At 68.0% G+C, this 23,368-nt stretch carries 22 protein-coding genes; 12 read left to right on the top strand and 10 right to left on the bottom strand.

Going from position 1 to position 23,368, the window contains the following annotated elements; genetic code table 11:
- Positions 1 to 306: 306 nt before the first annotated feature.
- Genes EV379_RS12540 through EV379_RS12530 form a run of 3 tightly spaced genes read right to left on the bottom strand, consistent with a single transcriptional unit; the run spans position 307 to position 4,137 of the window.
- Positions 307 to 1,242 carry an NUDIX hydrolase gene (locus EV379_RS12540; RefSeq protein ID WP_130506430.1) on the bottom strand — a complete coding sequence of 312 codons (936 nt, stop codon included), beginning with the start codon at positions 1,240 to 1,242 and terminating at the stop codon, positions 307 to 309.
- Positions 1,239 to 3,410: an RNA degradosome polyphosphate kinase gene (locus EV379_RS12535; protein ID WP_423203248.1), complete on the bottom strand. Its 2,172-nt coding sequence runs from the start codon at positions 3,408 to 3,410 to the stop codon at positions 1,239 to 1,241. The genes EV379_RS12540 and EV379_RS12535 overlap by 4 nt, the downstream gene beginning before the upstream one ends.
- Before the next feature lie 55 nt (positions 3,411 to 3,465).
- Positions 3,466 to 4,137 carry a winged helix-turn-helix transcriptional regulator gene (locus EV379_RS12530; protein WP_242616359.1) on the bottom strand — a complete coding sequence of 224 codons (672 nt, stop codon included), beginning with the start codon at positions 4,135 to 4,137 and terminating at the stop codon, positions 3,466 to 3,468.
- A 76-nt stretch (positions 4,138 to 4,213) separates the two neighbouring features.
- Between EV379_RS12530 and EV379_RS12525 the strand changes: the two genes are divergently transcribed.
- From EV379_RS12525 to ygfZ, 3 genes are all read left to right on the top strand, one after another.
- The gene (locus tag EV379_RS12525; protein ID WP_130506427.1) at positions 4,214 to 4,561 is read left to right on the top strand and encodes a hypothetical protein; all 348 of its coding nucleotides are present in this window, start codon (positions 4,214 to 4,216) and stop codon (positions 4,559 to 4,561) included.
- 180 nt (positions 4,562 to 4,741) lie between these two features.
- A complete protein-coding gene (locus EV379_RS12520) occupies positions 4,742 to 5,380 on the top strand; it encodes a nitrobindin family protein (RefSeq protein WP_130506426.1) in 639 nt (212 codons plus the stop codon).
- A 94-nt stretch (positions 5,381 to 5,474) separates the two neighbouring features.
- Positions 5,475 to 6,653, top strand: coding sequence for a CAF17-like 4Fe-4S cluster assembly/insertion protein YgfZ (ygfZ, locus tag EV379_RS12515; protein WP_130506425.1), 1,179 nt, complete (start codon positions 5,475 to 5,477; stop codon positions 6,651 to 6,653).
- Between the two features lie 234 nt (positions 6,654 to 6,887).
- On the opposite strand, the gene EV379_RS12510 is transcribed toward ygfZ, so the two are convergent.
- Complete coding sequence (locus tag EV379_RS12510; RefSeq protein ID WP_130506424.1) at positions 6,888 to 7,712, bottom strand: class I SAM-dependent methyltransferase; 825 nt, start codon at positions 7,710 to 7,712, stop codon at positions 6,888 to 6,890.
- 157 nt (positions 7,713 to 7,869) lie between these two features.
- Here EV379_RS12510 and EV379_RS12505 point away from each other — a divergent pair, with 157 nt between their 5' ends.
- Positions 7,870 to 8,622 carry a phosphoglyceromutase gene (locus EV379_RS12505; RefSeq protein WP_130506423.1) on the top strand — a complete coding sequence of 251 codons (753 nt, stop codon included), beginning with the start codon at positions 7,870 to 7,872 and terminating at the stop codon, positions 8,620 to 8,622.
- Positions 8,623 to 8,697: 75 nt separating this feature from the next.
- Here EV379_RS12505 and phoU read toward each other — a convergent pair whose 3' ends face one another.
- The gene (gene phoU / locus EV379_RS12500) at positions 8,698 to 9,357 is read right to left on the bottom strand and encodes a phosphate signaling complex protein PhoU (RefSeq protein WP_130506422.1); all 660 of its coding nucleotides are present in this window, start codon (positions 9,355 to 9,357) and stop codon (positions 8,698 to 8,700) included.
- 182 nt (positions 9,358 to 9,539) lie between these two features.
- Between phoU and EV379_RS12495 the strand changes: the two genes are divergently transcribed.
- Positions 9,540 to 10,697 carry a sensor histidine kinase gene (locus tag EV379_RS12495; protein WP_130506421.1) on the top strand — a complete coding sequence of 386 codons (1,158 nt, stop codon included), beginning with the start codon at positions 9,540 to 9,542 and terminating at the stop codon, positions 10,695 to 10,697.
- Positions 10,694 to 11,374: a response regulator transcription factor gene (locus EV379_RS12490; protein ID WP_130506420.1), complete on the top strand. Its 681-nt coding sequence runs from the start codon at positions 10,694 to 10,696 to the stop codon at positions 11,372 to 11,374. Before EV379_RS12495 ends, EV379_RS12490 begins: the two co-directional genes overlap by 4 nt.
- 90 nt (positions 11,375 to 11,464) lie before the next feature.
- On the opposite strand, the gene EV379_RS12485 is transcribed toward EV379_RS12490, so the two are convergent.
- Positions 11,465 to 11,947, bottom strand: coding sequence for a hypothetical protein (locus tag EV379_RS12485; protein WP_130506419.1), 483 nt, complete (start codon positions 11,945 to 11,947; stop codon positions 11,465 to 11,467).
- Positions 11,948 to 12,123: 176 nt separating this feature from the next.
- Here EV379_RS12485 and EV379_RS12480 point away from each other — a divergent pair, with 176 nt between their 5' ends.
- A complete protein-coding gene (locus EV379_RS12480; RefSeq protein ID WP_055837187.1) occupies positions 12,124 to 12,606 on the top strand; it encodes a CarD family transcriptional regulator in 483 nt (160 codons plus the stop codon).
- 101 nt (positions 12,607 to 12,707) lie between these two features.
- Here the strand turns inward: EV379_RS12480 and EV379_RS12475 are convergent, their stop codons facing one another.
- Both EV379_RS12475 and EV379_RS12470 read right to left on the bottom strand, forming a co-directional pair.
- Positions 12,708 to 13,889, bottom strand: a complete 1,182-nt coding sequence (locus tag EV379_RS12475) for a globin domain-containing protein (protein ID WP_130506418.1) — start codon at positions 13,887 to 13,889, stop codon at positions 12,708 to 12,710.
- Between the two features lie 173 nt (positions 13,890 to 14,062).
- Positions 14,063 to 14,500: an RrF2 family transcriptional regulator gene (locus EV379_RS12470; protein WP_130506417.1), complete on the bottom strand. Its 438-nt coding sequence runs from the start codon at positions 14,498 to 14,500 to the stop codon at positions 14,063 to 14,065.
- An 80-nt stretch (positions 14,501 to 14,580) separates the two neighbouring features.
- On the opposite strand from EV379_RS12470, the gene ispD reads away from it, so the two are divergent.
- From ispD to EV379_RS12450, 4 genes are all read left to right on the top strand, one after another.
- Positions 14,581 to 15,834: a 2-C-methyl-D-erythritol 4-phosphate cytidylyltransferase gene (gene ispD / locus EV379_RS12465; protein ID WP_130506416.1), complete on the top strand. Its 1,254-nt coding sequence runs from the start codon at positions 14,581 to 14,583 to the stop codon at positions 15,832 to 15,834.
- Between the two features lie 76 nt (positions 15,835 to 15,910).
- Positions 15,911 to 17,335 carry a cysteine--tRNA ligase gene (gene cysS / locus EV379_RS12460; RefSeq protein ID WP_130506415.1) on the top strand — a complete coding sequence of 475 codons (1,425 nt, stop codon included), beginning with the start codon at positions 15,911 to 15,913 and terminating at the stop codon, positions 17,333 to 17,335.
- The gene (gene rlmB / locus EV379_RS12455; protein WP_130506414.1) at positions 17,332 to 18,384 is read left to right on the top strand and encodes a 23S rRNA (guanosine(2251)-2'-O)-methyltransferase RlmB; all 1,053 of its coding nucleotides are present in this window, start codon (positions 17,332 to 17,334) and stop codon (positions 18,382 to 18,384) included. The genes cysS and rlmB overlap by 4 nt, the downstream gene beginning before the upstream one ends.
- 145 nt (positions 18,385 to 18,529) lie before the next feature.
- Positions 18,530 to 19,471, top strand: coding sequence for a hypothetical protein (locus EV379_RS12450; RefSeq protein WP_130506413.1), 942 nt, complete (start codon positions 18,530 to 18,532; stop codon positions 19,469 to 19,471).
- 115 nt (positions 19,472 to 19,586) lie between these two features.
- Here the strand turns inward: EV379_RS12450 and EV379_RS12445 are convergent, their stop codons facing one another.
- A complete protein-coding gene (locus tag EV379_RS12445; protein ID WP_130506412.1) occupies positions 19,587 to 20,879 on the bottom strand; it encodes a DUF4032 domain-containing protein in 1,293 nt (430 codons plus the stop codon).
- 156 nt (positions 20,880 to 21,035) lie between these two features.
- Positions 21,036 to 22,136, bottom strand: a complete 1,101-nt coding sequence (locus EV379_RS12440) for an ABC transporter ATP-binding protein (RefSeq protein WP_130506411.1) — start codon at positions 22,134 to 22,136, stop codon at positions 21,036 to 21,038.
- Positions 22,137 to 22,414: 278 nt separating this feature from the next.
- On the opposite strand from EV379_RS12440, the gene EV379_RS12435 reads away from it, so the two are divergent.
- Positions 22,415 to 23,326, top strand: coding sequence for a DsbA family protein (locus EV379_RS12435; RefSeq protein WP_130506410.1), 912 nt, complete (start codon positions 22,415 to 22,417; stop codon positions 23,324 to 23,326).
- Positions 23,327 to 23,368: the final 42 nt, after the last annotated feature.

Here is a 23,368-nt window from a genome sequence, read left to right as displayed (position 1 = left end):
GCGCAGCGTCGCGAAAGGCGGCAGCCCTCAATCAGGCAATCTCGGTACCCGCATGCGGTGCTTGCACGGTTGAAGCAGCCCCAACCAAGGCAGCCTCAGGACCGCATGCGGTGCTTGCACGGTTGGCAGCCCCAACCAAGGCAACCTCAGAATCCGCAAGCGATGCTGGTGCGGCTTCTCTCACCGTGCGCACAATCGACTCGCCACAGAATGTTCCAACGCGCGAGTTTTGGCGCAATCTTTGGCGACTCGATTGCCGCGTGCCTGGGAAATGCTGAGCTGCCGGGGTGCCGGGGTGCCGGCGCGCTAGACGCGGGGGGAGTGCGTCTCGATCGCGATGATGCCTGAGCTCGGATTCGTGAGCGAGAGGTGCACGATGGAGAACGCGCCGGTCTCGAGCGCCGCGGCATCCGAGAGGTAGGAACCCTGCGTCGTGCCCGTTGCCAGTGCGATCTCGCGCAGGATGTCGGGCAGCACGGGCCCATGGCTGCAGATCACCGCCGTCTTGCGGGCGCGTACGCGTTTGCCGACGACGGCGCGCACATCGCTCGTGCCGTCCTCCCACGCGTCCTGGCTGATGAGATCGCTGCGGCGGATCTCCTGACCGAGGGCGACCGCGAGCGGCGTCACCGTGGTGACGCAGCGGGTCGCCGTGCTCGAGATGATGCGGCGCGGGCTCCACGCCGCGATCGTCGGAACGACGCTCGCTGCCTGCTGCACGCCGCGGGTCGTCAACGGGCGCGTGGCGTCCGGGCCGTCCCAGGCAGAGGGGGCAGTCGCCTTGCCGTGGCGCAGGGCGATGATCGCGAAGGTCGACGTGACCCCGGCATCGACGAGGGCCGCGAAGTGCTCGAGGATCTCGACGTCGGTCGGGTAGCTGAGGTAGGTCCTGGCCCGCTTGACGGTGACCCACTCCAGCGCGGCCACCTCGCCGTTCGGCACGAAGGTCGAGCGGCGGATCGCCTCCTCGCTGACCTCGGCCGCCCAGTAGTGCACGATCTTCTCGCGGCCGTTGCCGAGCGGGTAGTTCGCGATGCCGACTGGCACGCCGAGGGAGACAGCAAGGCCGGTCTCCTCGAGGATCTCGCGCACCGCGGTCTGCGGCAGCGATTCGCCTGGGTCGACCTTGCCCTTGGGGATGGTGACATCACCGTGGACGGTGCGGTGAATGACGAGCACCATCATCTTGCCGTCGACGATGCGCCAGCACACGGCACCGGCCGCATAGATTGCTGTTGTCAACGGCGGCCCCCTGGCCGCTTCCTCTGCATGATTTGTTGCATCAGTCTATTTTGCATGTCATCGAGCGGATGGCCGGCATCGTCGAGGTGGTGCCTGGTCCATTCGCCGTCGGCGCCGAGCGACCATGCACTCGTGCGCGGGTCGAATGCGCGGTCGAAGAGGGCGCCGATCTGGGCCAGGTGATCGGGATCGACCAGCCTCACGAGGGCCTCGACCCTGCGGTCGAGGTTGCGGTGCATCATGTCGGCACTGCCGATGTAGACCTGCGGGTCGCCGTCGTTCACGAAGCTGAAGATGCGCGAGTGCTCGAGGTAGCGGCCGAGGATCGAGCGCACCCTGATGTTCTCGCTCATCCCCTCGACGCCCGGCTTCAGGCTGCAGATGCCGCGCACCCATACCTCGATCGGCACGCCGGCGTTGCTCGCCTGGTACAGCGCATCGATGATTGCCTCGTCGACCATGGAGTTGACCTTGATGCGGATGCCGGACGGCCGGCCGGCCAGCGCGTTGGCCGTCTCGTCGCTGATGCGCTTGAGCAGTCCCTTGCGCAGGTGCAGCGGGGCGACGAGAAGCCGCTTGAACTTCTTCTCGATCGCGTAGCCGCTCAGCTCGTTGAAGAGCCTGGTGAGGTCCTTGCCCACCTGGTCGTCGGCGGTGAACAGGCCGAGGTCCTCGTAGATCCGGCTCGTCTTCGGGTTGTAGTTTCCGGTGCCGATGTGGCTGTAGTGGCGGAGCTCGCCCTTCTCCTGGCGGATGACGAGCGCCAGCTTGCAGTGCGTCTTCAGCCCGACGAGGCCGTACACCACGTGCACGCCTGCCTTCTCGAGCTTGCGCGCCCAGCTGATGTTCGCCTGCTCGTCGAAGCGGGCCATGATCTCGACGAGCGCGAGCACCTGCTTGCCGGATTCGGCCGCGTCGATGAGCGCCTCGACGATGGGGCTGTCGCCTGAGGTGCGGTAGAGCGTCTGCTTGATGGCGAGCACGTCGGGGTCGGCGGCCGCCTGCTCGATGAATGCCTGCACGCTGGTGGCGAAGGACTCGTACGGGTGGTGCACGAGGATGTCGCCGCGCGAGATGGAGGCGAAGACGTCCGGTGCGGAGTTGGGCTCGATCGGCTGCAGCTGCATGCTCGTCGTCGGCACGTGCTTGGGGTAGCGCAGATCGGGCCGGTCGATGCGTCCGAGGTCGAACAGCCCGCCGAGGTCGAGCGGCGACGGCAGCCGGTAGACCTCCTGCTCGGTGACGGCGAGTTCGCGCACGAGCAGGCCGAGTGTGACGTCATCCATGTCGTCGGTCACCTCGAGCCGGATCGGCGGGCCGAAGCGGCGGCGAAGCAGCTCCTTCTCCAACGCCTGGATCAGGTTCTCCGTCTCGTCCTCGTCGACGGCGACGTCCTCGTTGCGGGTGACCCGGAACACGTGGTGGGCGACGATCTCCATGCCGGGGAACAGGTCGCCGAGGTGGTTGGCGATCAGGTCCTCGAGGGTGATGAAGCGCTGACGGCCTGGCTCCTGCGCGCTGATCTCGAGGAAGCGCGGCAGCATCTGCGGCACCTTGAGGCGCGCGAACTCCTGGCGGCCGGTGCGGGTGTTGCGCACACGGACGGAGAGGTTGAGTGACAGGCCGGAGATATAGGGGAACGGGTGCGCCGGGTCGACGGCGAGCGGCATCAAGACGGGGAAGATCTGGCGGGAGAAGTAGTCGTGCAGACGCTCCTGCTCCGCGGCATCCAGCGCCTCCCAGCGCACGATGTCGATGCCGGCCCCGCTCAGCGCCGGGCTGACGAGCTCCTGGTAGACGGCGGCGTGACGTTCCTGCAGCTCGTGCGCGCGCCGCGAGATGTCGTCGAGCACATCCTGCGGCGCGCGGCCGACGTTGGTCGGGAGCGCCAGACCGGTGAGGATGCGGCGCTTCAGACCTGCGACGCGCACCATGAAGAACTCATCGAGGTTGCTGGCGAAGATGGCGAGGAAGTTGGTGCGTTCCAGCACCGGGACCGTCGGGTCCTCTGCGAGCTCGAGAACGCGCTGGTTGAACGCCAGCCAGCTCAGCTCACGGTCGAGGAAGCGCTCCTCGGGCAGATCCGCGGCGCCAGCAGTATCGAATGGCTCGAAGTCGTCGTCAAAGTCGCGACCGAGGCCGGTGTCCAGCAAGTTGTCGACATCCATGTCACCCATCATGGCACCCGCGCGTTGCGCGCGGATGAACAGCTCGTCGCGCGGCTCAGGCGGTGTTCTGCTCGTCTTCGCTCACATTGAAGCGATAGCCGACGTTGCGCACCGTGCCGATGACCGACTCGAGGTCGCCGAGCTTTGCGCGCAGGCGCCGCACGTGCACGTCGACGGTGCGGGTGCCGCCGAAGTAGTCGTAGCCCCACACCTCGCTCAGCAGCTGTTCGCGGGTGAAGACGCGGCTCGGGTTGCCGGCCAGGAAGCGCAGCAGCTCGAATTCCTTGTAGGTGAGGTCGAGCGGTTTGCCGCGGACCTTGGCGGAGTAGCTGGCCTCGTCGATGACGACGCCGGAGGTCTTGATCGTCGACGAGACGACCGGGACGGCGCGGACAGAGGCCAGACGGATGCGTGCATCGATCTCTGCCGGGCCGGCGGTGTCGAGCACGACATCGTCGACGCCCCACTCCGGGCTGACCGCGGTGAGCCCGCCCTCGGTGAGGACGAGGATGATCGGAATGGCGAGGCCAGTGGTGCGCAGCATCGAGCAGAGGCTCTTCGCCTGCACGAGATTGACGCGAGCATCGACCAGGATCAGATCGGCTTCGGGCGCTGCAAGGAGCTGGTCCAACTGCGGCGGCAGCGAGCGCACCCGGTGTGAGAGCAGGGCGAGCGCGGGTAGTACATCATTGTTCACTGCCGACGTCAGGATCAACAACTGCGCCACGCGCATCCTCCAGCTTTATCGTGGCGCTCAGCATATCCTGCTCGCGGGGCGTGTCTGCACGGGGCACAATAGGAGCATGGCCGAGGCGCTTCAGCATGACACCCCCACCGATCCGGCGTGGGAGGGGCGAAACGGCGTACGTCGTGCGTGGCAGAGCATCCTGCCGATCTGGTTCATCGCGCTGCTCGGCGCCGTTCTGACGGCCATCATCGCCGCTCCGGAGCTTGCCCTCGGCGGTGTCAGCCTCACACTCGCCGTGAGCACGATCGCCGCGCTCGCGGTGCAGCTGGCGACGCGACGCAAAGAGGGATTCGTGAGCCGGGTGACGGCCAGCCTCGTCGGCAGTGCCGTGATCCTGGCGATCGCCACCATCATCTTCGCGATCGCGGCATCCGCCAACGGCGTGCAGCTGCTGCACCGATAGGCCGGCTCGTCCGGACTGCGCTGCTGCGGCGGGGGCCGGTGGCATGGGTAGAATCGAGGCATGTCAGACCTTGCTCTCGAACTCACCTTCATCGGCCTGCTCGCTCTGGCCAGCCTGGCCATCGTCTGGATCTCGGGCGTCGTCGTCTACAAGCTGTGGCGGGGCCAGCGGTAACTCCGCATGATCGAGATCCCGCTCGGCCTTCCCGCCGAACTCGTCCCCCTCTCCTGGCTGCTCGGCGTCTGGGAGGGATCCGGCGTTCTCGACTACGCCATCGATCCGCCCGCCGGTTCGGGTGAGGCGGCCGAGGTGACGACCGTCACCCGCGAGTTCGGGCAGCGGGTCAGCTTCAGCCACGACGGCCTGCCGTACTTGAGCTACAGCTCGTACAGCTGGCTGTACCCGACGGAAGAGGGCGGAGAACCGACCCCGCTCGTGACGGAGACCGGGTACTGGCGTCTCGGCCGGCCGCTCGGCGAGGCCGACACCGGTCCAGGCATGCTCCCGGGATTCGGAGCAGCGCGCTACAACGACGCCGAAGCGGTGGAGAGCCTGCGCAACGCGGACGGCGGCTTCGACCTCGAGGTCGCGATCGTGCACCCTGACGGTGTGAGCGAGCTCTACCTCGGCCAGGTCAAGGGCCCGCGCATCGACCTGGTGACGGATGCCGTCATGCGCACCCAGACCGCGAAGCACTACTCGGCGGCGACGAGGATCTATGGCCTCGTCGACAACCACCTGCTCTGGGCGTGGGACATCGCTGCCCTCGGCCAGCCGCTGCGCACCCATGCATCGGGGCGCCTCGCCAAGGTCGACTGACAACGCGACGGAATAGCGCTTGAGCCCCGGTGGTTGAGCCAGGCGAAACAGCTCAGCTGATTGAGCTTGTGGACATTCAAACGAATCGAGCATCATGACCGACACAGCCGACACACTCCCCGCTTCCCCGTTCCTCGGGTTGCCGGCGGCCGTGCCAGCCGATGGCCTCGATGCGGGGGTCGCCGCCCACTACGGCAACCCGATGATCGAGCAGCGCAAGCTCGCCGGCGGCCAGGCGATCGTCGATCTCTCGCACCGCGGCGTGCTGAGCGTGACCGGCCCGGACCGGCGCAGCTGGCTGAACAGCATGACCTCGCAGGCCCTCGACCGGCTTGCGCCCGGGGAATCGAGCGAGACGCTCGTGCTCGACGCCACCGGCCGCGTCGAGTACGACGTGCGCGTCTTCGATGACGGCGTCACCACGTGGCTGCTGCTTGAGGCACAGGAGCTGCCCGGGCTGAAGGCGTGGCTCGAGCGGATGAAGTTCATGCTGCGCGTCGAGATCGCCGACGAGTCCGAGAACTACGCGACGGTGGGAACGATGGCGCCGGATGCCGCCGCCCTCGACGCCCTCAAGCTGCCCGTCGCAGCGCCCAACACGATTCCCCTCGTCTGGACGGATCCGTGGAGCGCGGTCGTCGCCGGTGGCTGGCAATACGCGGCGGCCGATGGGCACCCGGCATCCGCGTGGCACTGGCACGAGGTGCTCGTGCCGCGGACCGAACTCGCCGGGCTGGCCGAGCGGGTGCGCTCCGGGGAGCTTGCCGTGGCCGGAACGCTCGCACTGGAGGCGCTGCGCATCGCCGCATGGCGCCCGCGCCTGGCCCTGGAGGGCGACGAGAAGACGATCCCGCACGAGCTGGACTGGCTGCGCAGCGCGGTGCACCTGAACAAGGGCTGCTACCGCGGGCAGGAGACGGTGGCCAAGGTGCACAACCTCGGCCATCCGCCGCGCCGGCTGGTGATGCTGCACCTGGACGGTTCAGACACCATCCTGCCCGTGCACGGCGACGAGGTGCTGGCCGAGAAGGTGCGGCCGGAGACCGAGGCCGAGTGGAAGGTCGTCGGCCAGATCACGAGCGCCGCGATCCACCACGAGCTCGGGCCGATCGCGCTCGCCGTGGTCAAGCGCGCGGTGCCGGTGAGCATTCAGCTCGAGGTGCACGCGCACGGCGAGAAGGTCGCTGCGGCCCAGGAGGCGATCGTGCCGACGGATGCCGGGGCGGAAGCGAACATCCCACGCCTGCCGCGCCTCGGCGCGCGTACGCACTAGCGCGATGCGCAGCGTCGCGAAAGGCGGCAGCCCACCCAAGGCAGCCTCAGGAACCGCGACCGATGCTGGCCCAGTTTTCACATGGAGTCGGACCCGGTGGGCCTGCTCCTCAGCTCAAACAATGGCGCCGCTGTTCGGGCCCCGGATTCGCAGACCTTGCTGCGCTTTTCTGCGGGTGGGGCCCAAACATCGACGCCATAACTCGACACCCCGCAGGCCCACCGGGCCCTCCTGCTAGAGCCAACTGAAACCGTTGGGTTCGACCGAGCCCCACGGGACGGTGAGTTCGCCGAGCCGCCAGCGGGTGCGGCCGCCCCGCACGGGCCACCCCTCCGCGCGGAGGCCCTCGACCGTTGCCAGCCAGCGTTGCACGGGGCCGTAGGCCGCCAGCGCCGCGTTGTACTGCCAGTGCCGGTCGAGCAGCGTGAGTAGCTCGTGCACCTTCTCGCCGTCGACGTTGCGGTGGATCAGCGCCTTCGGCAAGCGCTCGGCCAGGATCGACGGCTTGTCGAGTCCGTCGAGGCGCAGCGCGATCGAGAACGTCTCCGGGCCGTCGGCGCCGACCGCAGCCCAGGCGGCGATCCGGCCGATCTCATCGCACGTGCCGTCGATGAGCACGCCGTTCGGCTGCAGGCGGGTCACCAGCATGCGCCAGGCAGGCAGCACATCGGCCTCGTCGTACTGGCGCAGCACATTGAGGGCACGGATCACGGCGGCACGGCGACCGTCGGGCAGCGGCACCTCGAAGCCGCCGAGCGCGAAGCGCACAGCGGCGTCAGGGGCAAAGCCCGTCTGGCCGGCACGCACCGCTTCCAGCTGTTCGCTCGCGCCACGCACCCGTGCCGGGTCGATCTCGAGCCCGAGCACCTCGACATCCGCGCGGGTCTTGGCCAGGCGCTGGTGCAGCTCGAGGCTGGTCACGGCACTCGCGCCGTAGCCGAGGTCGACGACGAGCGGGTCCGTGCTCGTGCGCAGCACGGGCAGCGTCTGGGTCCAGCGGTCGATGCGGCGCAGACGATTCGTGTTCGTCGTGCCGCGTGTGATCGTTCCGACTGGCATCCCCCAATTCTGCCACCCGCCCCGTCAGTCCGTTGAGAGCGGCCAAATGGCCGCTTCCGGAGCTAGAAAGCGGCCATTTGACCGCTCTCATTGGAACTGGGGGAGCGCGGCGTAACGCTCGTCCTGCGGTTTGCGCGTCATCCGTAGAATGGATCGCATGACTGCGCCTTACACACTCATCCTGCTGCGCCACGGCAACAGCACCTGGAACCAGGCCAACCTCTTCACCGGTTGGGTCGACGTCCGTCTGAGCGAGCAGGGCGAGGCCGAAGCGGCCCGCGCCGGCGAGCTCCTCGCTGAGGCAGGCCTGCTGCCCGACATCCTGCACACCTCGGTGCTCACCCGCGCCATCCAGACCGCGAACATCGCCCTCGACAAGGCCGACCGCTCCTGGATCGACGTCAAGCGCAGCTGGCGCCTCAACGAGCGCCACTACGGCGCGCTGCAGGGCCTCGACAAGGCCGAGACGCTCGAGAAGTACGGCCCGGAGCAGTTCCAGCTGTGGCGTCGCTCCTTCGACGTCCCGCCGCCCGTGCTGGCCGACGACGCCGAGTACTCGCAGGTCGGCGACCCCCGCTACGCGAACCTCGCCGACGACGAGCTGCCCCGCACGGAGTGCCTCAAGGACGTCATCGTGCGCATGCTGCCCTACTGGGAGAACGACATCTCCGCCGACCTCCGCACGGGCAAGACGGTTCTCGTCACGGCCCACGGCAACTCGCTGCGCGCCCTGGTCAAGCACCTCGACGGCATCAGCGACGACGACATCGCCGAGCTGAACATCCCCACCGGCATCCCGCTGGTCTACAAGCTCGGCGAAGACCTCATGCCGCTCGGACCGGGCGAGTACCTCGACCCGGAGGCCGCGGCAGCCGGTGCGGCCGCGGTGGCGGCGCAGGGCAAGAAGTAACCCTCGCCTTAACGACCAAGACTCCGGACGCCGCGGCATCCGGAGTCTCCGTTGTTAAGCGCTGACCCTGTGGGCTCAGACGCTCGGGGCGTCCGGGTCCCAGTCGCCCGTCGCCAGGTAGAGCACCTTCTTGGCGATGGACACGGCGTGGTCGGCGAAACGCTCGTGGTAGCGGCTGGCCAGCGTGGCGTCGACGGTGTCGGCTGCCTCGCCCTTCCAGGTCTCGCCGAGCACCTTGTCGAAGACTCGGAGGTGCAGCGCGTCGATCTCGTCGTCGTCGTTGCGGATCGTCTCCGCCATCTTCACGTCCTGCGAGCGCAGCAGCTCGGTGAGCTTCTGCGCGATCTCGACGTCGAGACGGCCCATCTCCGCGAACGTTCCGCGGAGCGACTTCGGCACGACCTTGTCGGGGAAACGGTAGCGGGCGAGCTGGGCGATGTGGGTCGACATGTCGCCCATGCGCTCGAGCGACGCGCTGATGCGCAGTGCGCTCACCACGATGCGGAGATCGCGGGCGACGGGCTGCTGCCTGGCCAGGATCATGATGGCGAGCTCATCGAGGGCGACGGTGAGTCCGTCGATCTTGTCGTCGTCGGCGATCACCTCCTCGGCCAGGGTGACGTCCGACTCGTTGAACGCCCTCGTCGCCTTGTCGATGGAGACGGCGACGAGGCCGCTGAGCTCGACGAGTCGATCCTGCACCTCGCGGAGCTCCTGCTGAAATACTTCACGCACGGCTAATCTGTCCTTCCTGCCGAATGGGAGCGCCCGGCATCCGAGACCCGAGTGGCCCCCGGCTTGATGATGACTCCGCCAGGTTAACAAACGGTGCCGTAAGGCTGAACACTCGGCAAAGGAGGGGCCATCTGCTGCCTAACGGAGCGGTACGCCCCATTGGGTTCACTACTCTAGTGGGCATGGACTCCACCTGGTTGGTGCTGCTCGCTCTGGCACTCGGCCTCGCAGTGGGCGCGGGCTTTGTCACGATGCTTCACCTCGCCGAACGCCGAGGCGCTTCCGCGGCAGGCGTCGTCAGCCCGCGCATTCCCGACGGCATCGATCAGGTGCTCGAAGCGCTCGAATCCGCCGGTGTCGTGCTCGACCCATCGCACAACGTGATGAAGGTGTCGCCGGGCGCACTGGCCATGGGGCTCGTGTGGAACGGCGCGCTCGTGCACCCGGAGCTGCTGGAGCTGGTCGACGAGGTGCGGCGGGACGGCGAACCGATCAGCCGCGAGCTCGTGCTCAAGCGCGGGCCGTTCGGTGACGCGAGCATGTACCTGAGCGTGCGCGTGGCCAGGCTCGGCACGCGCTTCGTGCTGCTCCTGGCCGATGACCGCACCGAATCGCACCGCCTCGACGATGTGCGCCGTGACTTCGTTGCCAACGTCAGCCACGAGCTCAAGACACCGATCGCCTCCGTCGGCCTGCTCGCCGAGGCCCTGGATGCCGCAGCCGATGAGCCGGCACAGGTGCGCCGCTTCGCCAACAGGCTCACCAGCGAGTCGACGCGTCTGGCACGGCTGACGCAGGAAATCATCGAGCTGTCCCGGCTGCAGGCCCAGGATGCCGTGGCCGAGGCCACGCCGGTCGACATCGACGCCATCGTCGCAACGGCCATCGACCAGAACCGCGTGATCGCGGAGGGCAACGGCATCGAGATTGCGCTCGGCAAGAAGTCCGGCGCCCGGGTGTACGGCGACGAGTCGCTGCTCGTGATGGCCGTCAACAACCTCGTCGCCAACGCCGTCAACTACTCTCCTCCCGGCTCCCGCGTCGGCGTCGGCGTCAAGCACGCCGACGGCGTCGTCGAGATCGTCGTCACCGATCAGGGCGTCGGCATTCCGGAGGAAGACCAGGACCGCGTCTTCGAGCGCTTCTTCCGCGTCGACCAGGCCCGCGCCCGCAACACGGGCGGCACAGGGCTCGGCCTCAGCATCGTCAAGCACGCCGTGCAGAACCACGGCGGCGACATCCGCGTCTGGTCGCAGCCAGGCCTCGGCTCGTCCTTCACCATCCGCCTTCCCGAGTTGAAGGCAGACCAAGAATCCGAAACCCTGGGAGACCCCGCGTGACACGAATCCTGTTGATCGAAGACGAGCCTGCACTCAGCGAGCCCCTGAGCTTCCTGCTCGAGCGGGAAGGCTACGAGGTGACCGTGGCCGCCGACGGGCCGAGCGCACTCCGCGAGTTCGACCGCACGGGTGCCGATCTGCTGCTGCTCGACCTGATGCTGCCCGGAATCCCGGGCACGGAGGTCTGCCGCGAGATCCGCCAGCGTTCAAGCGTTCCGATCATCATGCTCACGGCCAAGGACTCCGAGGTCGACATTGTCGTGGGGCTCGAGCTCGGCGCCGACGACTACATGACGAAGCCGTACTCGACCCGCGAGCTGCTGGCCCGCGTGCGCGCCGTGCTGCGCCGTCACGTCGACACGGATGCCGAGGACGACAGCGTGATCGAGGCCGGCGCGGTGCGCATGGACATCGAGCGCCACACGGTGAGCGTGAACGGCGATCTCATTCCCATGCCGCTGAAGGAATTCGAGCTGCTCGAGCTCCTGATGCGCAACGCCGGCCGCGTGCTCACCCGTGGCCAGCTGATCGACCGGGTGTGGGGAACCGACTACTTCGGCGACACCAAGACCCTCGACGTGCACATCAAGCGGATCCGTTCGCGCATCGAGCCCGTGCCGTCTGAGCCGGCGATGCTGCTGACCGTGCGCGGTCTCGGCTACCGCTTCGAGGCCTGAGCCGCGGCATCGGCCGGCCGGGTACAACACAAACAGAAGAGGCGCACCCGCGGGTGCGCCTCTTCTGTATGTGTTGCTTTTGGTCGCGCGTTAGTCGCGCGGCTTCTCCGGCGCGAGAGTGGAGTACTCAGGCAGCTGGGTCGTCAGAACGGGGACGAGCAGCTCGCGGCCGTCCGTGTCGCCGGACTGGAAGTAGACGGGCAGGAGCGCGCCTGGCTGCGTGCCGATGTCGACGAGAGTGATCGTCTCGCCGTCCGGCTGGCCGAACTGCGTGCTGGAGTTGGCCTTGAGCGTGACGGTCTCTGTTGCATCCGCACCGGCGGACTCGTACTGGACGGTGACGCGTGCGGTCTCTGCCGTCGTGTTCACGAGGGTGACGACCAGGTTGCCGAGCTCGCCGTCGTCGCTGATGACGACGGCGTTGCGCACGTCGACGCCGCCGAGGTTGGCGCTCACGCCGTCGCTGGCGTCATAGTGCTTCGTCGTGGCCTGCGGGGCCACCAAATTGCAACCGGCGGTGCCGACCAGAAGGCCAGCAGCCAAGAGTACGGATGCCGCGATACGCGCCTTCACAAGACCTCCAAAAAAGTTGCGCTCCCTCACCAGCAGTTGCAGCGGGTGATCTGGGGAACGCGTGCGAAATTCGCTACGAGTTTAGCCTATAGGAGTGGGCGCCCTCCGGCAGCAAGGCGAACCTTACCACTATTGCGGCTGTGGTATCATAGAGGTTGCTGAAGGGATATCAATTCATGCTTTTTGAGGTTGGCGAAACCGTCGTTTACCCGCACCACGGTGCTGCAACGATCATCGAAATCAAGACCCGTGTCATCAAGGGTGAAGAGAAGCTCTACCTCAAGCTCAATGTCACCCAGGGTGACTTGACCATTGAGGTTCCCGCCGAGAACGTCGATCTCGTCGGTGTGCGAGACGTCATCGGCCGGGAAGGGCTCGACCGCGTGTTCGAGGTGCTCCGCGCGCCGTTCACCGAGGAGCCCACCAACTGGTCGCGCCGCTACAAGGCGAACCTGGAGAAGCTGGCATCCGGCGATGTCATCAAGGTGTCCGAGGTCGTCCGCGACCTGTGGCGCCGTGACCAGGACCGCGGCCTCTCGGCCGGCGAGAAGCGCATGCTGGCCAAGGCCCGTCAGATTCTGATCTCCGAGCTCGCGCTCGCGGAGAAGACCGACGAGGAGAAGGCCTCCACCGTGCTCGACGAGGTTCTCGCCTCGTAGCATCGCCCATCCGACTCGGCTCGCCCGATTCACTGATGTTGCGAAAGCCCCGGCCAGACGGCCGGGGCTTTCGTGTACCTGTCGTGGCTCGCTGCCTACGATCAGGCTGCAAGCCAGAGGTCGGGCCCGAACACCTCGTAGTGGATGTTCCGCGCGGGGATGCCGGCATCGATCGCCTGCGAACGCAGCGAGCGCATGAAGGGGAGCGGACCGCAGAGGTAGAGGCGGGCATCGGCGGGCAGCTCCAGCCCATCGAGCGACATGTAGCCCTCGCTGGCCTCGGTGTCATCGGCTCTGGCCGTGATGTCTTCGAGCCAGAGCTTCAGCTCGGCGTTCGGCAGGGCACCGATGGATTCGCGCATCTGCTCCTTCAGCGCCCAGGCCTCCTCGGTGGCCTCGGCGTGCAGCACGAGCACTTGGCGGTCTGATCCGGCGGCGGCGAGTGTGGCCAAGGCGGAGGCGCTGGGGGTGCAGCCGATGCCGGCGGTCGCGAGGATGATGGGCGCGCCAGTGGTGTCGATGGTGAGGTCGCCGTACGGGTTGGAGAGTTCGATAACGTCGCCGACGCTGAGGCTCTCGTGCATGAACGGCGAGACCTCGCCGCCCTCGTCGAACTTGGTCGTGATGACGCGCTCCGTCGTCGAGGTCACGGAGTCACTCAGCGTGTACTGGCGGCACTGGCGGATGCCGTCGTTGAGGGGCACGCGCACCGAGACGAACTGGCCGGGCTTGGCGACGGTGGCCGCCGTGTCGTCGGCCGGCGTGAAGCGGAAGGTGATCGATCCGACTCCCGCCGGCTCCTTCGCCACGAGCGTCCACGGGGTCCAGATCTTGTCGTTCGCCTGCTGGGCGTAGAGGCCCTTCTCGATCTTGATCAGCGCATCGGCCATGAGCCAGTACACCTCCGTCCACGCTTCCGCGACCTCCGGCGTCACGGCCTCGCCCAGATCATCGACGATCGCGGCGAAGAGGTGCTCGTACACGATGCCGTACTGATCCTCGGTGATGCCGAGGGAGGTGTGCTTGTTGGCGATGCGCGCGAGCACGGCCTCTGGGAGCGTGCCCGGGTTGGTGACGAGGTGGGTGGCGAACGCGGCAATCGATCCCGCGAGGGCCTGCTGCTGGGTGCCGTTGTTCTGGTTCGCACGGGAGAACAGCCCGTCGAGAAGCTCCGGCCGTGCCGCGAACATCCGCGCGTAGAACTTCGGGGTGATGTGCGGGATGCGCTCACCGATGAGGGGAAGCGTGGCTTCGATGACCGGGCGGGACTTCTCGGAAAGCATGGTGTGGCTCCTAGATGACGATGCTGACTCTTATCTTGCCTGTGTGATGCAAGATTGACGCTTAAGTTCTACGCCGTGTAGAAGTCAGATGCAAATCGAGGGAAAAGCCCCAGATCAAGCGGCTTTTCACGATCGCGAAACGGCGGCCCGCCGGGCCGTATCTCTCGGACGTACTAGCGCAGGACCGGGAACGGCAGCATCGCTGTGCTGGCGGTGCCGGTCAGGTCCTCGATGCGCATGCCGTCGAGTTCCGCGTAGAACGCCTCGCGCGCGCGGCGCAACGCCGAGCGCAGGGCGCACTGGGAGAGCAGCGGGCAGGCGACGCCGTGCGCGGACACGCAGTCGACGACGTCGGCACGCGGGTCGAGATCGCGCAGCAGCGCTCCGACCGTCAGCTGGAGCCCGTGCGCGGTGATCCGCGAGCCGCCGTGCCGACCGCGGCTCACCTCGATGGCCAGGCGGTTGCGCAATTCGAGCACGGCCTTGGCGACGTGGTTGTACGGAACGCCGATCTGCTCGGCGATGTCCCGCGTCGTGATGAGCTCGTCGCGGCGCGAGGCGAGCAGCATCAGCGTGCGCAGGCACACATCGGAGAAGACACTGAGTTTCACGCCCCCATTCTCTCAAGGGTTTGCTGGCGCTCCGCCGAACCGGGAGGCTGGAGCGATCCGCGCCGCGATAGCCTCTGAGCATGAACTTTTCGGGTGAGGGCGTCGGTGTCTCTGCGGCCGACGCGGCTGAGGCCGGCGCTGCCGGGGTCGACGTCGCGGTGATCGTGGTGGCGGCCGGGAGTGGCACGCGTCTCGGCCGCGCCGAGCCGAAGGCCTTCGTCACACTCGGCGGCAGGCCGATGCTCGCGCACGCCCTCGACGGAGTCTTCGCCGTGCGCGAGGCCGTGCAGCTGATCGTCGTGGCACCGGATGCCGAGCTCGAACGCGCCCGCGCCATCGTGGCGGCATCCGCAGGCCCCGCCGTCGACTACACCAGCGTCGTCGTCGGGGGAGCGAGCCGACAGCTCTCGGTTGCGGCCGGTCTGGCTGCCGTCGCGCCGGGCGTCGGCGTCGTGCTCGTGCACGATGCCGCCCGCGCGCTGACCCCGAGCGGCCAGTTCGAGGCCGTGATCGCCGCGGTGCGCTCCAGTGGCGCCGGCGTCATCCCGGCGCTGCCCGTCGTCGACACCATCAAGCGCGTCGATGCGAGCGGGCTCGTGCGGGAGACCGTCGACCGTTCGGAGCTCGCGGCCGTGCAGACGCCGCAGGGCTTCGTGCGCGCCGAACTCGACGAGGCATACGCGGCCCCGAGTGCAGACTTCACCGATGACGCGGCACTGCTCCAGTCCTTCGGTCACAGCGTCGGCACGGTCGCCGGCGACGAGCGGGCCTTCAAGATCACGACCGCGTGGGACCTGGCCAGGGCGGAGCGACTGCTCGCCGAGAGCGCTGGCAGTGCCGGATCGCGCGCCGTGCCCCGAGTCGGGACGGGTGTCGACGTGCACGCCTTCGCACCCGAGGACGGCGCGGACGCCCCCGAACTCTGGATCGCCGGTCTGCACTGGCCAGGCCAGCGCGGGCTCTCCGGGCACAGCGACGGCGATGTCGCGGTGCACGCCGTCTGCGATGCGCTGCTCGCGGCGGCCGGACTCGGCGACATCGGCGGCATCTTCGGCACGGACGACCCGCGGCTCGCCGGCGCCCACGGCGAGGTGTTCCTGCGTGAGACGCGTCGCCTCGTTGAGGCGGCCGGCCTTCGTATCGGCAACGTCTCGGTGCAGCTGCTCGGCAACCGCCCCAAGCTGTCGCCGCGGCGGCTCGAGGCCGAAGCACTGCTCGGCGGCATCCTCGGCGCCCCGGTCAGCATTGCGGCAACCACGACGGACGGGCTCGGCTTCACCGGTCGGGGAGACGGCGTCGCCGCCGTCGCGACGGCGCTGCTCTATCCCGCCTGAGGCCTGCGACCGCAGCGTGAACGGCGCCACCGACACGACCAGCGGTGACACAGGCGCGCGCCGGTAGACTACGTCAGTGACCGTGCGACTTTACGACTCCCAGGCCCAGGCCCTGCGCGACTTCACCCCCATCACAGCGGGGCATGTCGGCATGTACGTCTGTGGACCCACCGTGCAGTCGAGCCCGCACATCGGTCACCTGCGCAGCGCCCTCGTCTACGACCTGCTGCGCCGCTGGCTGAACTACCGCGGGCTCGCCGTCACATTCGTGCGCAACGTCACCGACATCGACGACAAGGTGCTCGCCAACGCCACCGACAACGAGCCGTGGTGGGCGCTGGCGTACCGCATCGAACTCGAGTTCACCGCCGGATACAACAAGCTCGGCATCCTGCCCCCGACGTATGAGCCGCGCGCGACGGCCAGCATCCCGCAGATGCAGGCCATCATCGCCGAGCTCATTGAGCGCGGCCACGCCTATGCGGCAGCAGATGACGGCGAACACGGCGGCGACGTCTACTTCGACACCGGCAGCTGGTCGGCCTACGGTGCGCTCACCAGGCAGAACCGCGACAACATGGAGGCCGCGGCCGACGCCGACCCGCGCGGCAAGCGCGACCCGCGTGACTTCGCGCTCTGGAAGGGGCGCAAGGACGGGGAGCCGAGCTCGGCCAGCTGGGACAGCCCGTGGGGTCCAGGCCGTCCAGGGTGGCACATCGAGTGCTCGGCGATGGCCGAGCGGTACCTCGGCGCCCACTTCGACATCCACGGCGGCGGGCTCGACCTGCGCTTCCCGCACCACGAGAACGAACTCGCCCAGTCGAGCGCGGCCGGGCACGGCTTCGCGAACTTTTGGGTGCACAACGGCCTCGTCAACACCGGCGGGCAGAAGATGTCCAAGTCGCTCGGCAACTCGGTCTACGCGGCCGAGCTGTTCGAGCAGGCCCGTCCGCTCGTGCTGCGCTACTACCTGGCCGCGGCGCACTACCGTTCGACCATCGACTACTCGGCCGGCTCGCTGCCGGAGGCCGAGGCCGCCCTCGAACGCATCGAGAGCTTCCTCGCCAGGGTCGACCGGCGCCTCGCCGGGACGCGCTTCGCCGGCAGTGGCGTCGAGCAGGTCCCTGACGCCTTCGCCAGCGCCCTCGACGACGACCTGGCCGTTCCGCAGGCCCTCGCCGTGCTGCACGAGACCGTTCGGGCCGGCAACGCCGCGCTCGACTCCGAAGACCTCCAGGCGGCGGCATCCGCACGCTCGGAGGTCGTCGCGATGACCGAGATCCTCGGCATCAACCCCCTCTCTCCCGCCTGGGCGACGAACGAGGACACGGCGGCCCGCGCCGCCCTCGACACGCTCGTCTCCCGGCTGATCGACGATCGCGCCACCGCGCGCGACAACAAAGACTATGCGGCAGCAGACCGCATCCGCGCCGAACTCACGGCCGCGGGAATTACCCTCGAAGACACCCAGACGGGTGCACATTGGAGTCTTGAATCATGAAGAACACAGGTGGAAAGCCCCGCGCCGGCGCCGTACGCAAGGGCGCGCGCGGCCCTCAGGTAGGCTCTGGCGGCCAGGGGCGTCAGGCCCTCGAGGGCAAGAAGCCCACGCCCAAGGCCGAGGACCGCCCGTACCACCCCGCCGGCAAGCGCAAGGCGGCGCAGGAGCGCTACGAGGCGGCCAGCGGTGGCAAGCGCCGCAGCAGCGCGCCCCGTGACGCCGGTCGTCCGGACGGCGCTCCCCGCAACGTCGCCGTCTCCGGCCGCCCCGCCGGTGGCCGCAAGCCGAAGTCGGGCGACGAGATCGAGATCGTCACCGGTCGCAACTCCGTCGTCGAGGCGCTGCGGGCCAAGATCCCCGCGAGCGCGCTCTACGTCGCGACCCGCGTCGAGATGGACGACCGCGTCAAGGAGGCCCTCAAGCTGGCCACCGCGAACGGTATCCCGATCCTCGAGGTCATGCGCCCGGAGCTCGACCGCCTCGCCGGTCGCGACAGCGTGCACCAGGGCCTCGCGCTCAAGGTGCCGCCGTACGAGTACGCGCACCCCACCGAGCTGCTCGAGCAGGTCATCTCCCGCGGCCAGACGCCGCTGTTCGTCGCGCTCGACGGCATCACCGACCCGCGCAACCTCGGCGCGATCATCCGCTCGACGGCCGCTTTCGGTGGCCACGGCGTGATCGTCCCGCAGCGTCGCTCCGTCGGTCTCACCGCCTCGGCGTGGAAGACCTCGGCCGGTGCCGCGGCGCGCACCCCCGTCGCGATGGCGACGAACCTCACCCAGACGCTGAAGGCGTTCAAGGATGCCGGCGTCTTCGTGCTCGGACTCGACGGCGGCGGCGACGTCATGCTGCCGGGCCTCGAGCTGGCCGACCGCCCGGTCGTCGTCGTTGTCGGCAGCGAGGGCAAGGGCCTCTCGCGCCTCGTCACCGAGACCTGCGACGCGGTCGTATCGATCCCGATCAGCGCTGCGACCGAGTCGCTGAACGCCGGCATTGCGGCATCCGTGACGCTCTACGAGATCTCGCGCCTGCGCGCCCTCAAGAAGTAGCTCACGCGGGCGGATGCCGCGGCATCCGCCCGGCCGAGAGTGCAGAAATTGCGCAGGAATCCCCGGATCCTGCGCAATTTTTGCACTCTCGACCGGCTGTGGATAACTTCTATGGCCGGTCGGCGGATGCGGCAGCATGGTGAGCATGCCGGAGCAGAGGCCGTTTCAGTCATACCTGCGCGGTGCGGCCTTCCGCACCGCCGCAACCGGGCACCACGGGCTGACCCCCGGGAGGCTGCGCTCGCGGGAACTCGATGCCCCGTTCCACGGCGTGCGCACGCTCGGCATCCGCGCCGACAACGTCTTCGACCGCTGCCTCAGCTACGAACCCCTGCTCGCTCGCAACCATGTGTTCTGTGCCCAGACGGCGGCGGCGCTGCTGGGCCTGCCGTTGCCGCGCTCGCTCCGCGCTGACACTCGACTCCACGTGGGTGCGCTGGGCGGCCAGGGACCGCGCCGCGCGGGTGTCATCGGCCACCGGCTGCCGATCGACACACCGTGCGCGGACTCGGTCGGTGGATTCACCGTGACGGATGCCGCGAGCACCTGGTGTCAGCTCGCCGCAGCGCTCAGCCGCGAGGAACTCACCGCGGCGGGTGACTTCATCCTCTCGGGCATCCGCCGCCCTGGTGGCGGCCGAAGCGACGCGCTGGCACAGCTGGAGGAGCTCCGGGCTGCTGTGTCTCGACACGGTGCCGGCCGTGGGGCGACGGCGCTGCGCTGGGCGCTCGAACACGTGCGGGTCGGCGTGGACTCGCCGCAGGAGACCCGGTTGCGCCTCGCGCTGGTGGCGCACGGCTTTGCCGAGCCAGTGATCGGATTCCCGGTTGCAGTGGATCACGGGACGCTCACGTTGCATCCCGACCTTGCGTGGCCCGATCTGCGCTTGGCCATCGAGTACGAAGGCGACGAGCACCGCGAGAGCAAGCGGCGCTTCCGGGCCGACATCCGCCGCCGCGAGAAGTTTGAGGCGGCCGGATGGCGCGTGATCCGCGTCACCGCCGACGATCTGGGCGAGGAGCTCAGGGCCTTCATCACGCGCGTGCGCGCGATCGTCGCGGGACGGCGCGCGGAACTGGCGCGCTGATCACCGCGGCTGGCAGTGCCGAGAGTGCAGAATATGCGCAGGAATCGCTGATTCCTGCGCATATTCTGCACTCTCGATGGACGGGCGCCGCGGCATCCGAGCGGGGACGAGCTGGCTAGACCTTGAGGCGCCAGTCGACGTCGTCATCGTCGGCGGCGGCCGTGGGGATCGCCGTCGTGATGAGGCCGGTCTCCGGCGCGATCATCGTCGCCTCGTCGCGGCGGTGGCGCAGCACATCGTTGATGTACGAGCTGAGCGCCTCGGCGAGCGGGATGTCGTGGCCCTGCTTCTGCGCCATGAACCAGCGGTGCTCGAGCAGCTGGTGGAAGACCTCGGCCGGCTCGAGCTTGCCCTTCAGGTCGAGCGGGATCGCGCGGACGACGGGCTCGAACACGCGCATGAGCCACTCGTGCGCCACCATCTCCTCGTCGAACTCGGTCTTGCCGTAGCTGGCGCGGTAGGAGTCGAGGTCGTTCAGCAGGCGGCGGGCCTGATTCTCCTCTGCGTCGAGGCCGGTGAGGCGCAGCAGGCGGCGCTGGTGGTGGCCGGCATCCACGACCTTGGGCTGGATGCGCACCGTTGTTCCGGTCTCGTCGGTCTTGATGGCGAGCTCTTCGATGTCGAAGCCGAGGGCGTTGAGGCGGTCGACGCGCTCGCTGATGCGCCAGCGCTCGGAGGAGTCGAAGGACTCGGAGCCGGTGAGCTCCTTCCAGAGCTTGCGGTAGGCGTCGACGATGCCGTTCGAGATGCGGATCGGGTCGAGCTCGTCGGCGACGCGGCCGCCGGCCTCGAGGTCCATCAGCTCGCCGGCGATGTTGACGCGGGCGATCTCGAGGTCGTTCTCCCGCTGGCCGTTGGACAGGCCGCCCGTGTAGAGCTGACCGGTCTCGGCGTCGACGAGGTAGGCGGCGAAGGCTCCGGCGTCGCGACGGAACAGGGTGTTCGAGAGCGAGACGTCGCCCCAGAAGAATCCGGCGATGTGCAGGCGCACGAGCAGCACGGCGAGGGCGTCGACGAGACGGGTTGCGGTGTCTGGGCGCAGCGTCTGCGAGAACAGCGCGCGGTAGGGGAGTGAGAACTTGAGGTGCCTGGTGACGAGAACCGGCTTGAGCATCTCGCCCTCGCCGTCGCTCCGATTCGTGATCACGGCGATCGGCTCGACGCAGGGGATCTCCATGCGCTGCAGGGTGCGCAGCATCTCGTACTCGCCCTTCGCCATATCGGCCGTCGTCTCCTTGATGGCGACGACGTGCCCGCCGAGGTGGGCGAAACGCACGAGGTGGCGCGAGATGCCCTTGGGCAGCGAGGCGATGTTCTCGTTCGGCCACGCGTCGAGCGGCATGTGCCACGGCAGGTCGAGCAGGGCGGGGTCGGCCATGGCCGAGGTGATGTTGAGAGAGCCACTCATGATGATTCGAGCCTAGTCGTGTGGGAGGAGGGGGCGGAGGAGAGGAACCAGGAGACCAGAAGAGCACCGGATGCCGCAGCACGCGGCATCCGCGAACCGTCGGCGGAAACGACAACGGCCGGCGGGTTTCCCCACCGGCCGTTGTACGGAACGCGATTAGTGCGCGATTGCCTTGTTGAGCAGACGGTCGCCCGACTCGGCGTCGAACACGTGCACGTGGTCGGGGGTCGGGAGCAGCCAGACCTTCTCGCCGGCGTTCGGGTGGGCGCGGCCGTCGACGCGGGCGACGATGTCGGTGCGCTTGCCGTCAACGGTGGAGTGACCGTAGAGGTAACCGTCGGCGCCGAGCTCCTCGACCAGGTCGACGTCGACCTCGAGGCCGCTGCCGGGGGTGGTGGAGACGGTGATGTCCTCTGGACGCACACCAACGGTGACGCTCTTGCCGCTGGCGGAGTCGAGGGCCTGACGCTCCACGGCCACGACGGCGCTGCCGAAGCGGATACCGCCGTCAGCAATGTCGGCGTTGAACAGGTTCATGGCCGGGCTGCCGATGAAGCCGGCAACGAAGACGTTGTTCGGGGACTCGTACAGGTCGCGCGGGGTTCCGACCTGCTGGAGCAGGCCGTCCTTCAGCACGGCGATGCGGTCACCCATGGTGAGCGCCTCGGTCTGGTCGTGCGTGACGTAGACGGTGGTGACACCGAGACGACGCTGCAGCGACGCGATCTGGGTACGGGTCTGAACGCGGAGCTTGGCGTCGAGGTTCGACAGCGGCTCATCCATGAGGAACACCTGGGGCTGACGCACGATGGCGCGACCCATGGCAACACGCTGACGCTGACCACCGGAGAGGGCCTTCGGCTTGCGGCTGAGGTAGGCCTCGAGGTCGAGGAGCTTGGCTGCCTCGAGAACGCGGGCGGCGCGCTCGTCCTTGTTGACGCCGGCGATCTTCAGGGCGAAGCCCATGTTCTCGGCGACGGTCATGTGCGGGTACAGCGCGTAGTTCTGGAACACCATGGCGATGTCGCGGTCCTTCGGCGGAACGTCGGTGACGTTGCGGTCGCCGATGAAGATGTTTCCGCCGTTGACCTCTTCGAGGCCGGCGAGCATGCGCAGCGAGGTGGACTTGCCGCAGCCGGAGGGGCCGACGAGAACGAGGAACTCGCCGTCAGCGACATCAAGGTCAAGGGCGTCAACAGCCGGGCGGGTACCGCCGGGGTAGAGGCGCGTTGCCTTGTCGAAAGTTACAGATGCCATGGGTGTATCTCCTTCACCGGCAGGTACGTGCCGGACGATCCGTTGTGATGGATGGTGCCACTGCTGGTCAGCGGCGACCAGAATCAGTATGCCACGAGCCCGAAGGCTCCGTGCACACGCGTGCTATGGCGACGGCGGGCAGCGCTCCGGCAGACGCCAGATTCCGTCGCGGTTTCGGCTTTCTGCTGTGTTTTTGGCCATTTCACAGACACACGACCTACTATTTGGACTGCGTCTGCATGAATTGCGCGCCCCTCGATATTCGGAGTACTAAACACATGACCATCGGCGCATCCCCCGAGCCCCGGCCCACGAAAAACCAGCGTCGTGAAGCCGCGCGCGAGAAGGCTCGCGAACTGCGCGTGCAGCAGAAGAAGAAGGATCGCCGCAACAAGGTGCTCCTCCAGAGCGGAATCGCGGTCGGCATCGTCGCCGTCATCGCGGTCATCTCGCTCATCGTCGTCAACAGCTTCCGGCCTGAGGGCCCCGGCCCCGCGAACATGGCCAGCGACGGCATCTTGATCGGCGAGGGTCTCGTCGCGGTGCGGACGCCGGCACTGGCGGCCGACGCGAAGCCCATTCCGTCGCAGCCGGACGAGAGCGGCGCTGTCGCCGACATCCGCGTCTGGGTCGACTACCTCTGCCCATTCTGCGGTGACTTCGAGCGCACCAACAGCGAGCAGATCCAGGGCTGGCTGGAGTCGGGCGCCGCGACCCTCGAGGTGCACCCGCTGGCAACGCAGACGAGCAAGTCCGCCGGAACCAAGTACTCGCTCCGTGCCGCCAACGCCGCCGCCTGTGTTGCGAACTACTCGCCTGACGACTTCTTCGTCTTCAACTCCGCGATGTTCATCGACCAGCCGCAGGAGAACACCGCGGCGCTGAACAACGACGAGATCAAGCAGCGGATCAAGGATGCCGGGGTTTCCAACCTCAGCAAGATCAACACCTGCATCGACGACGATCAGTTCAAGGGTTGGGTGCTCAACGCCACCGACCGCGCCCTCGTCGGCCCGCTGCCAAACACCGAGCTTGAGAAGGTCTCCGGCACCCCGACGGTTCTCGTCAACGGCAAGCAGTACGTCGGCTCGCTCGAAGATCCCAAGGAGTTCGCGGCGTTCGTGCAGCAGGCGACGGGGCAGACCTACTCGACGTCGACCCCGACCCCCACGCCGGCTCCGACGAGCTGACACCGGGCTTTCGCACACATCGACCGCTCGTCGCCCTCCGTG

The sequence above is a fragment of the Microterricola gilva genome (assembly GCF_004217495.1).
Taxonomy (GTDB): domain Bacteria; phylum Actinomycetota; class Actinomycetes; order Actinomycetales; family Microbacteriaceae; genus Microterricola; species Microterricola gilva.
Note: the sequence above shows the minus strand (reverse complement) of the source record. Positions and strands in the feature narration are given on the sequence as shown.

Excerpts from the sequence above, each read along its gene's own strand:
- EV379_RS12510 (WP_130506424.1), bottom strand. The coding sequence starts at position 7,712 with ATGCCAGTCGGAACGATCACACGCGGCACGACGAACACGAATCGTCTG.
- EV379_RS12445 (WP_130506412.1), bottom strand. The coding sequence starts at position 20,879 with ATGAGTGGCTCTCTCAACATCACCTCGGCCATGGCCGACCCCGCCCTG.
- EV379_RS12520 (WP_130506426.1), top strand. The coding sequence starts at position 4,742 with ATGATCGAGATCCCGCTCGGCCTTCCCGCCGAACTCGTCCCCCTCTCC.
- ygfZ (WP_130506425.1), top strand. The coding sequence starts at position 5,475 with ATGACCGACACAGCCGACACACTCCCCGCTTCCCCGTTCCTCGGGTTG.
- EV379_RS12505 (WP_130506423.1), top strand. The coding sequence starts at position 7,870 with ATGACTGCGCCTTACACACTCATCCTGCTGCGCCACGGCAACAGCACC.
- EV379_RS12525 (WP_130506427.1), top strand. The coding sequence starts at position 4,214 with ATGGCCGAGGCGCTTCAGCATGACACCCCCACCGATCCGGCGTGGGAG.
- EV379_RS12435 (WP_130506410.1), top strand. The coding sequence starts at position 22,415 with ATGACCATCGGCGCATCCCCCGAGCCCCGGCCCACGAAAAACCAGCGT.
- rlmB (WP_130506414.1), top strand. The coding sequence starts at position 17,332 with ATGAAGAACACAGGTGGAAAGCCCCGCGCCGGCGCCGTACGCAAGGGC.
- EV379_RS12475 (WP_130506418.1), bottom strand. The coding sequence starts at position 13,889 with ATGCTTTCCGAGAAGTCCCGCCCGGTCATCGAAGCCACGCTTCCCCTC.
- EV379_RS12495 (WP_130506421.1), top strand. The coding sequence starts at position 9,540 with ATGGACTCCACCTGGTTGGTGCTGCTCGCTCTGGCACTCGGCCTCGCA.
- ispD (WP_130506416.1), top strand. The coding sequence starts at position 14,581 with ATGAACTTTTCGGGTGAGGGCGTCGGTGTCTCTGCGGCCGACGCGGCT.
- EV379_RS12450 (WP_130506413.1), top strand. The coding sequence starts at position 18,530 with ATGCCGGAGCAGAGGCCGTTTCAGTCATACCTGCGCGGTGCGGCCTTC.
- EV379_RS12535 (WP_423203248.1), bottom strand. The coding sequence starts at position 3,410 with ATGGATGTCGACAACTTGCTGGACACCGGCCTCGGTCGCGACTTTGAC.
- EV379_RS12480 (WP_055837187.1), top strand. The coding sequence starts at position 12,124 with ATGCTTTTTGAGGTTGGCGAAACCGTCGTTTACCCGCACCACGGTGCT.
- EV379_RS12440 (WP_130506411.1), bottom strand. The coding sequence starts at position 22,136 with ATGGCATCTGTAACTTTCGACAAGGCAACGCGCCTCTACCCCGGCGGT.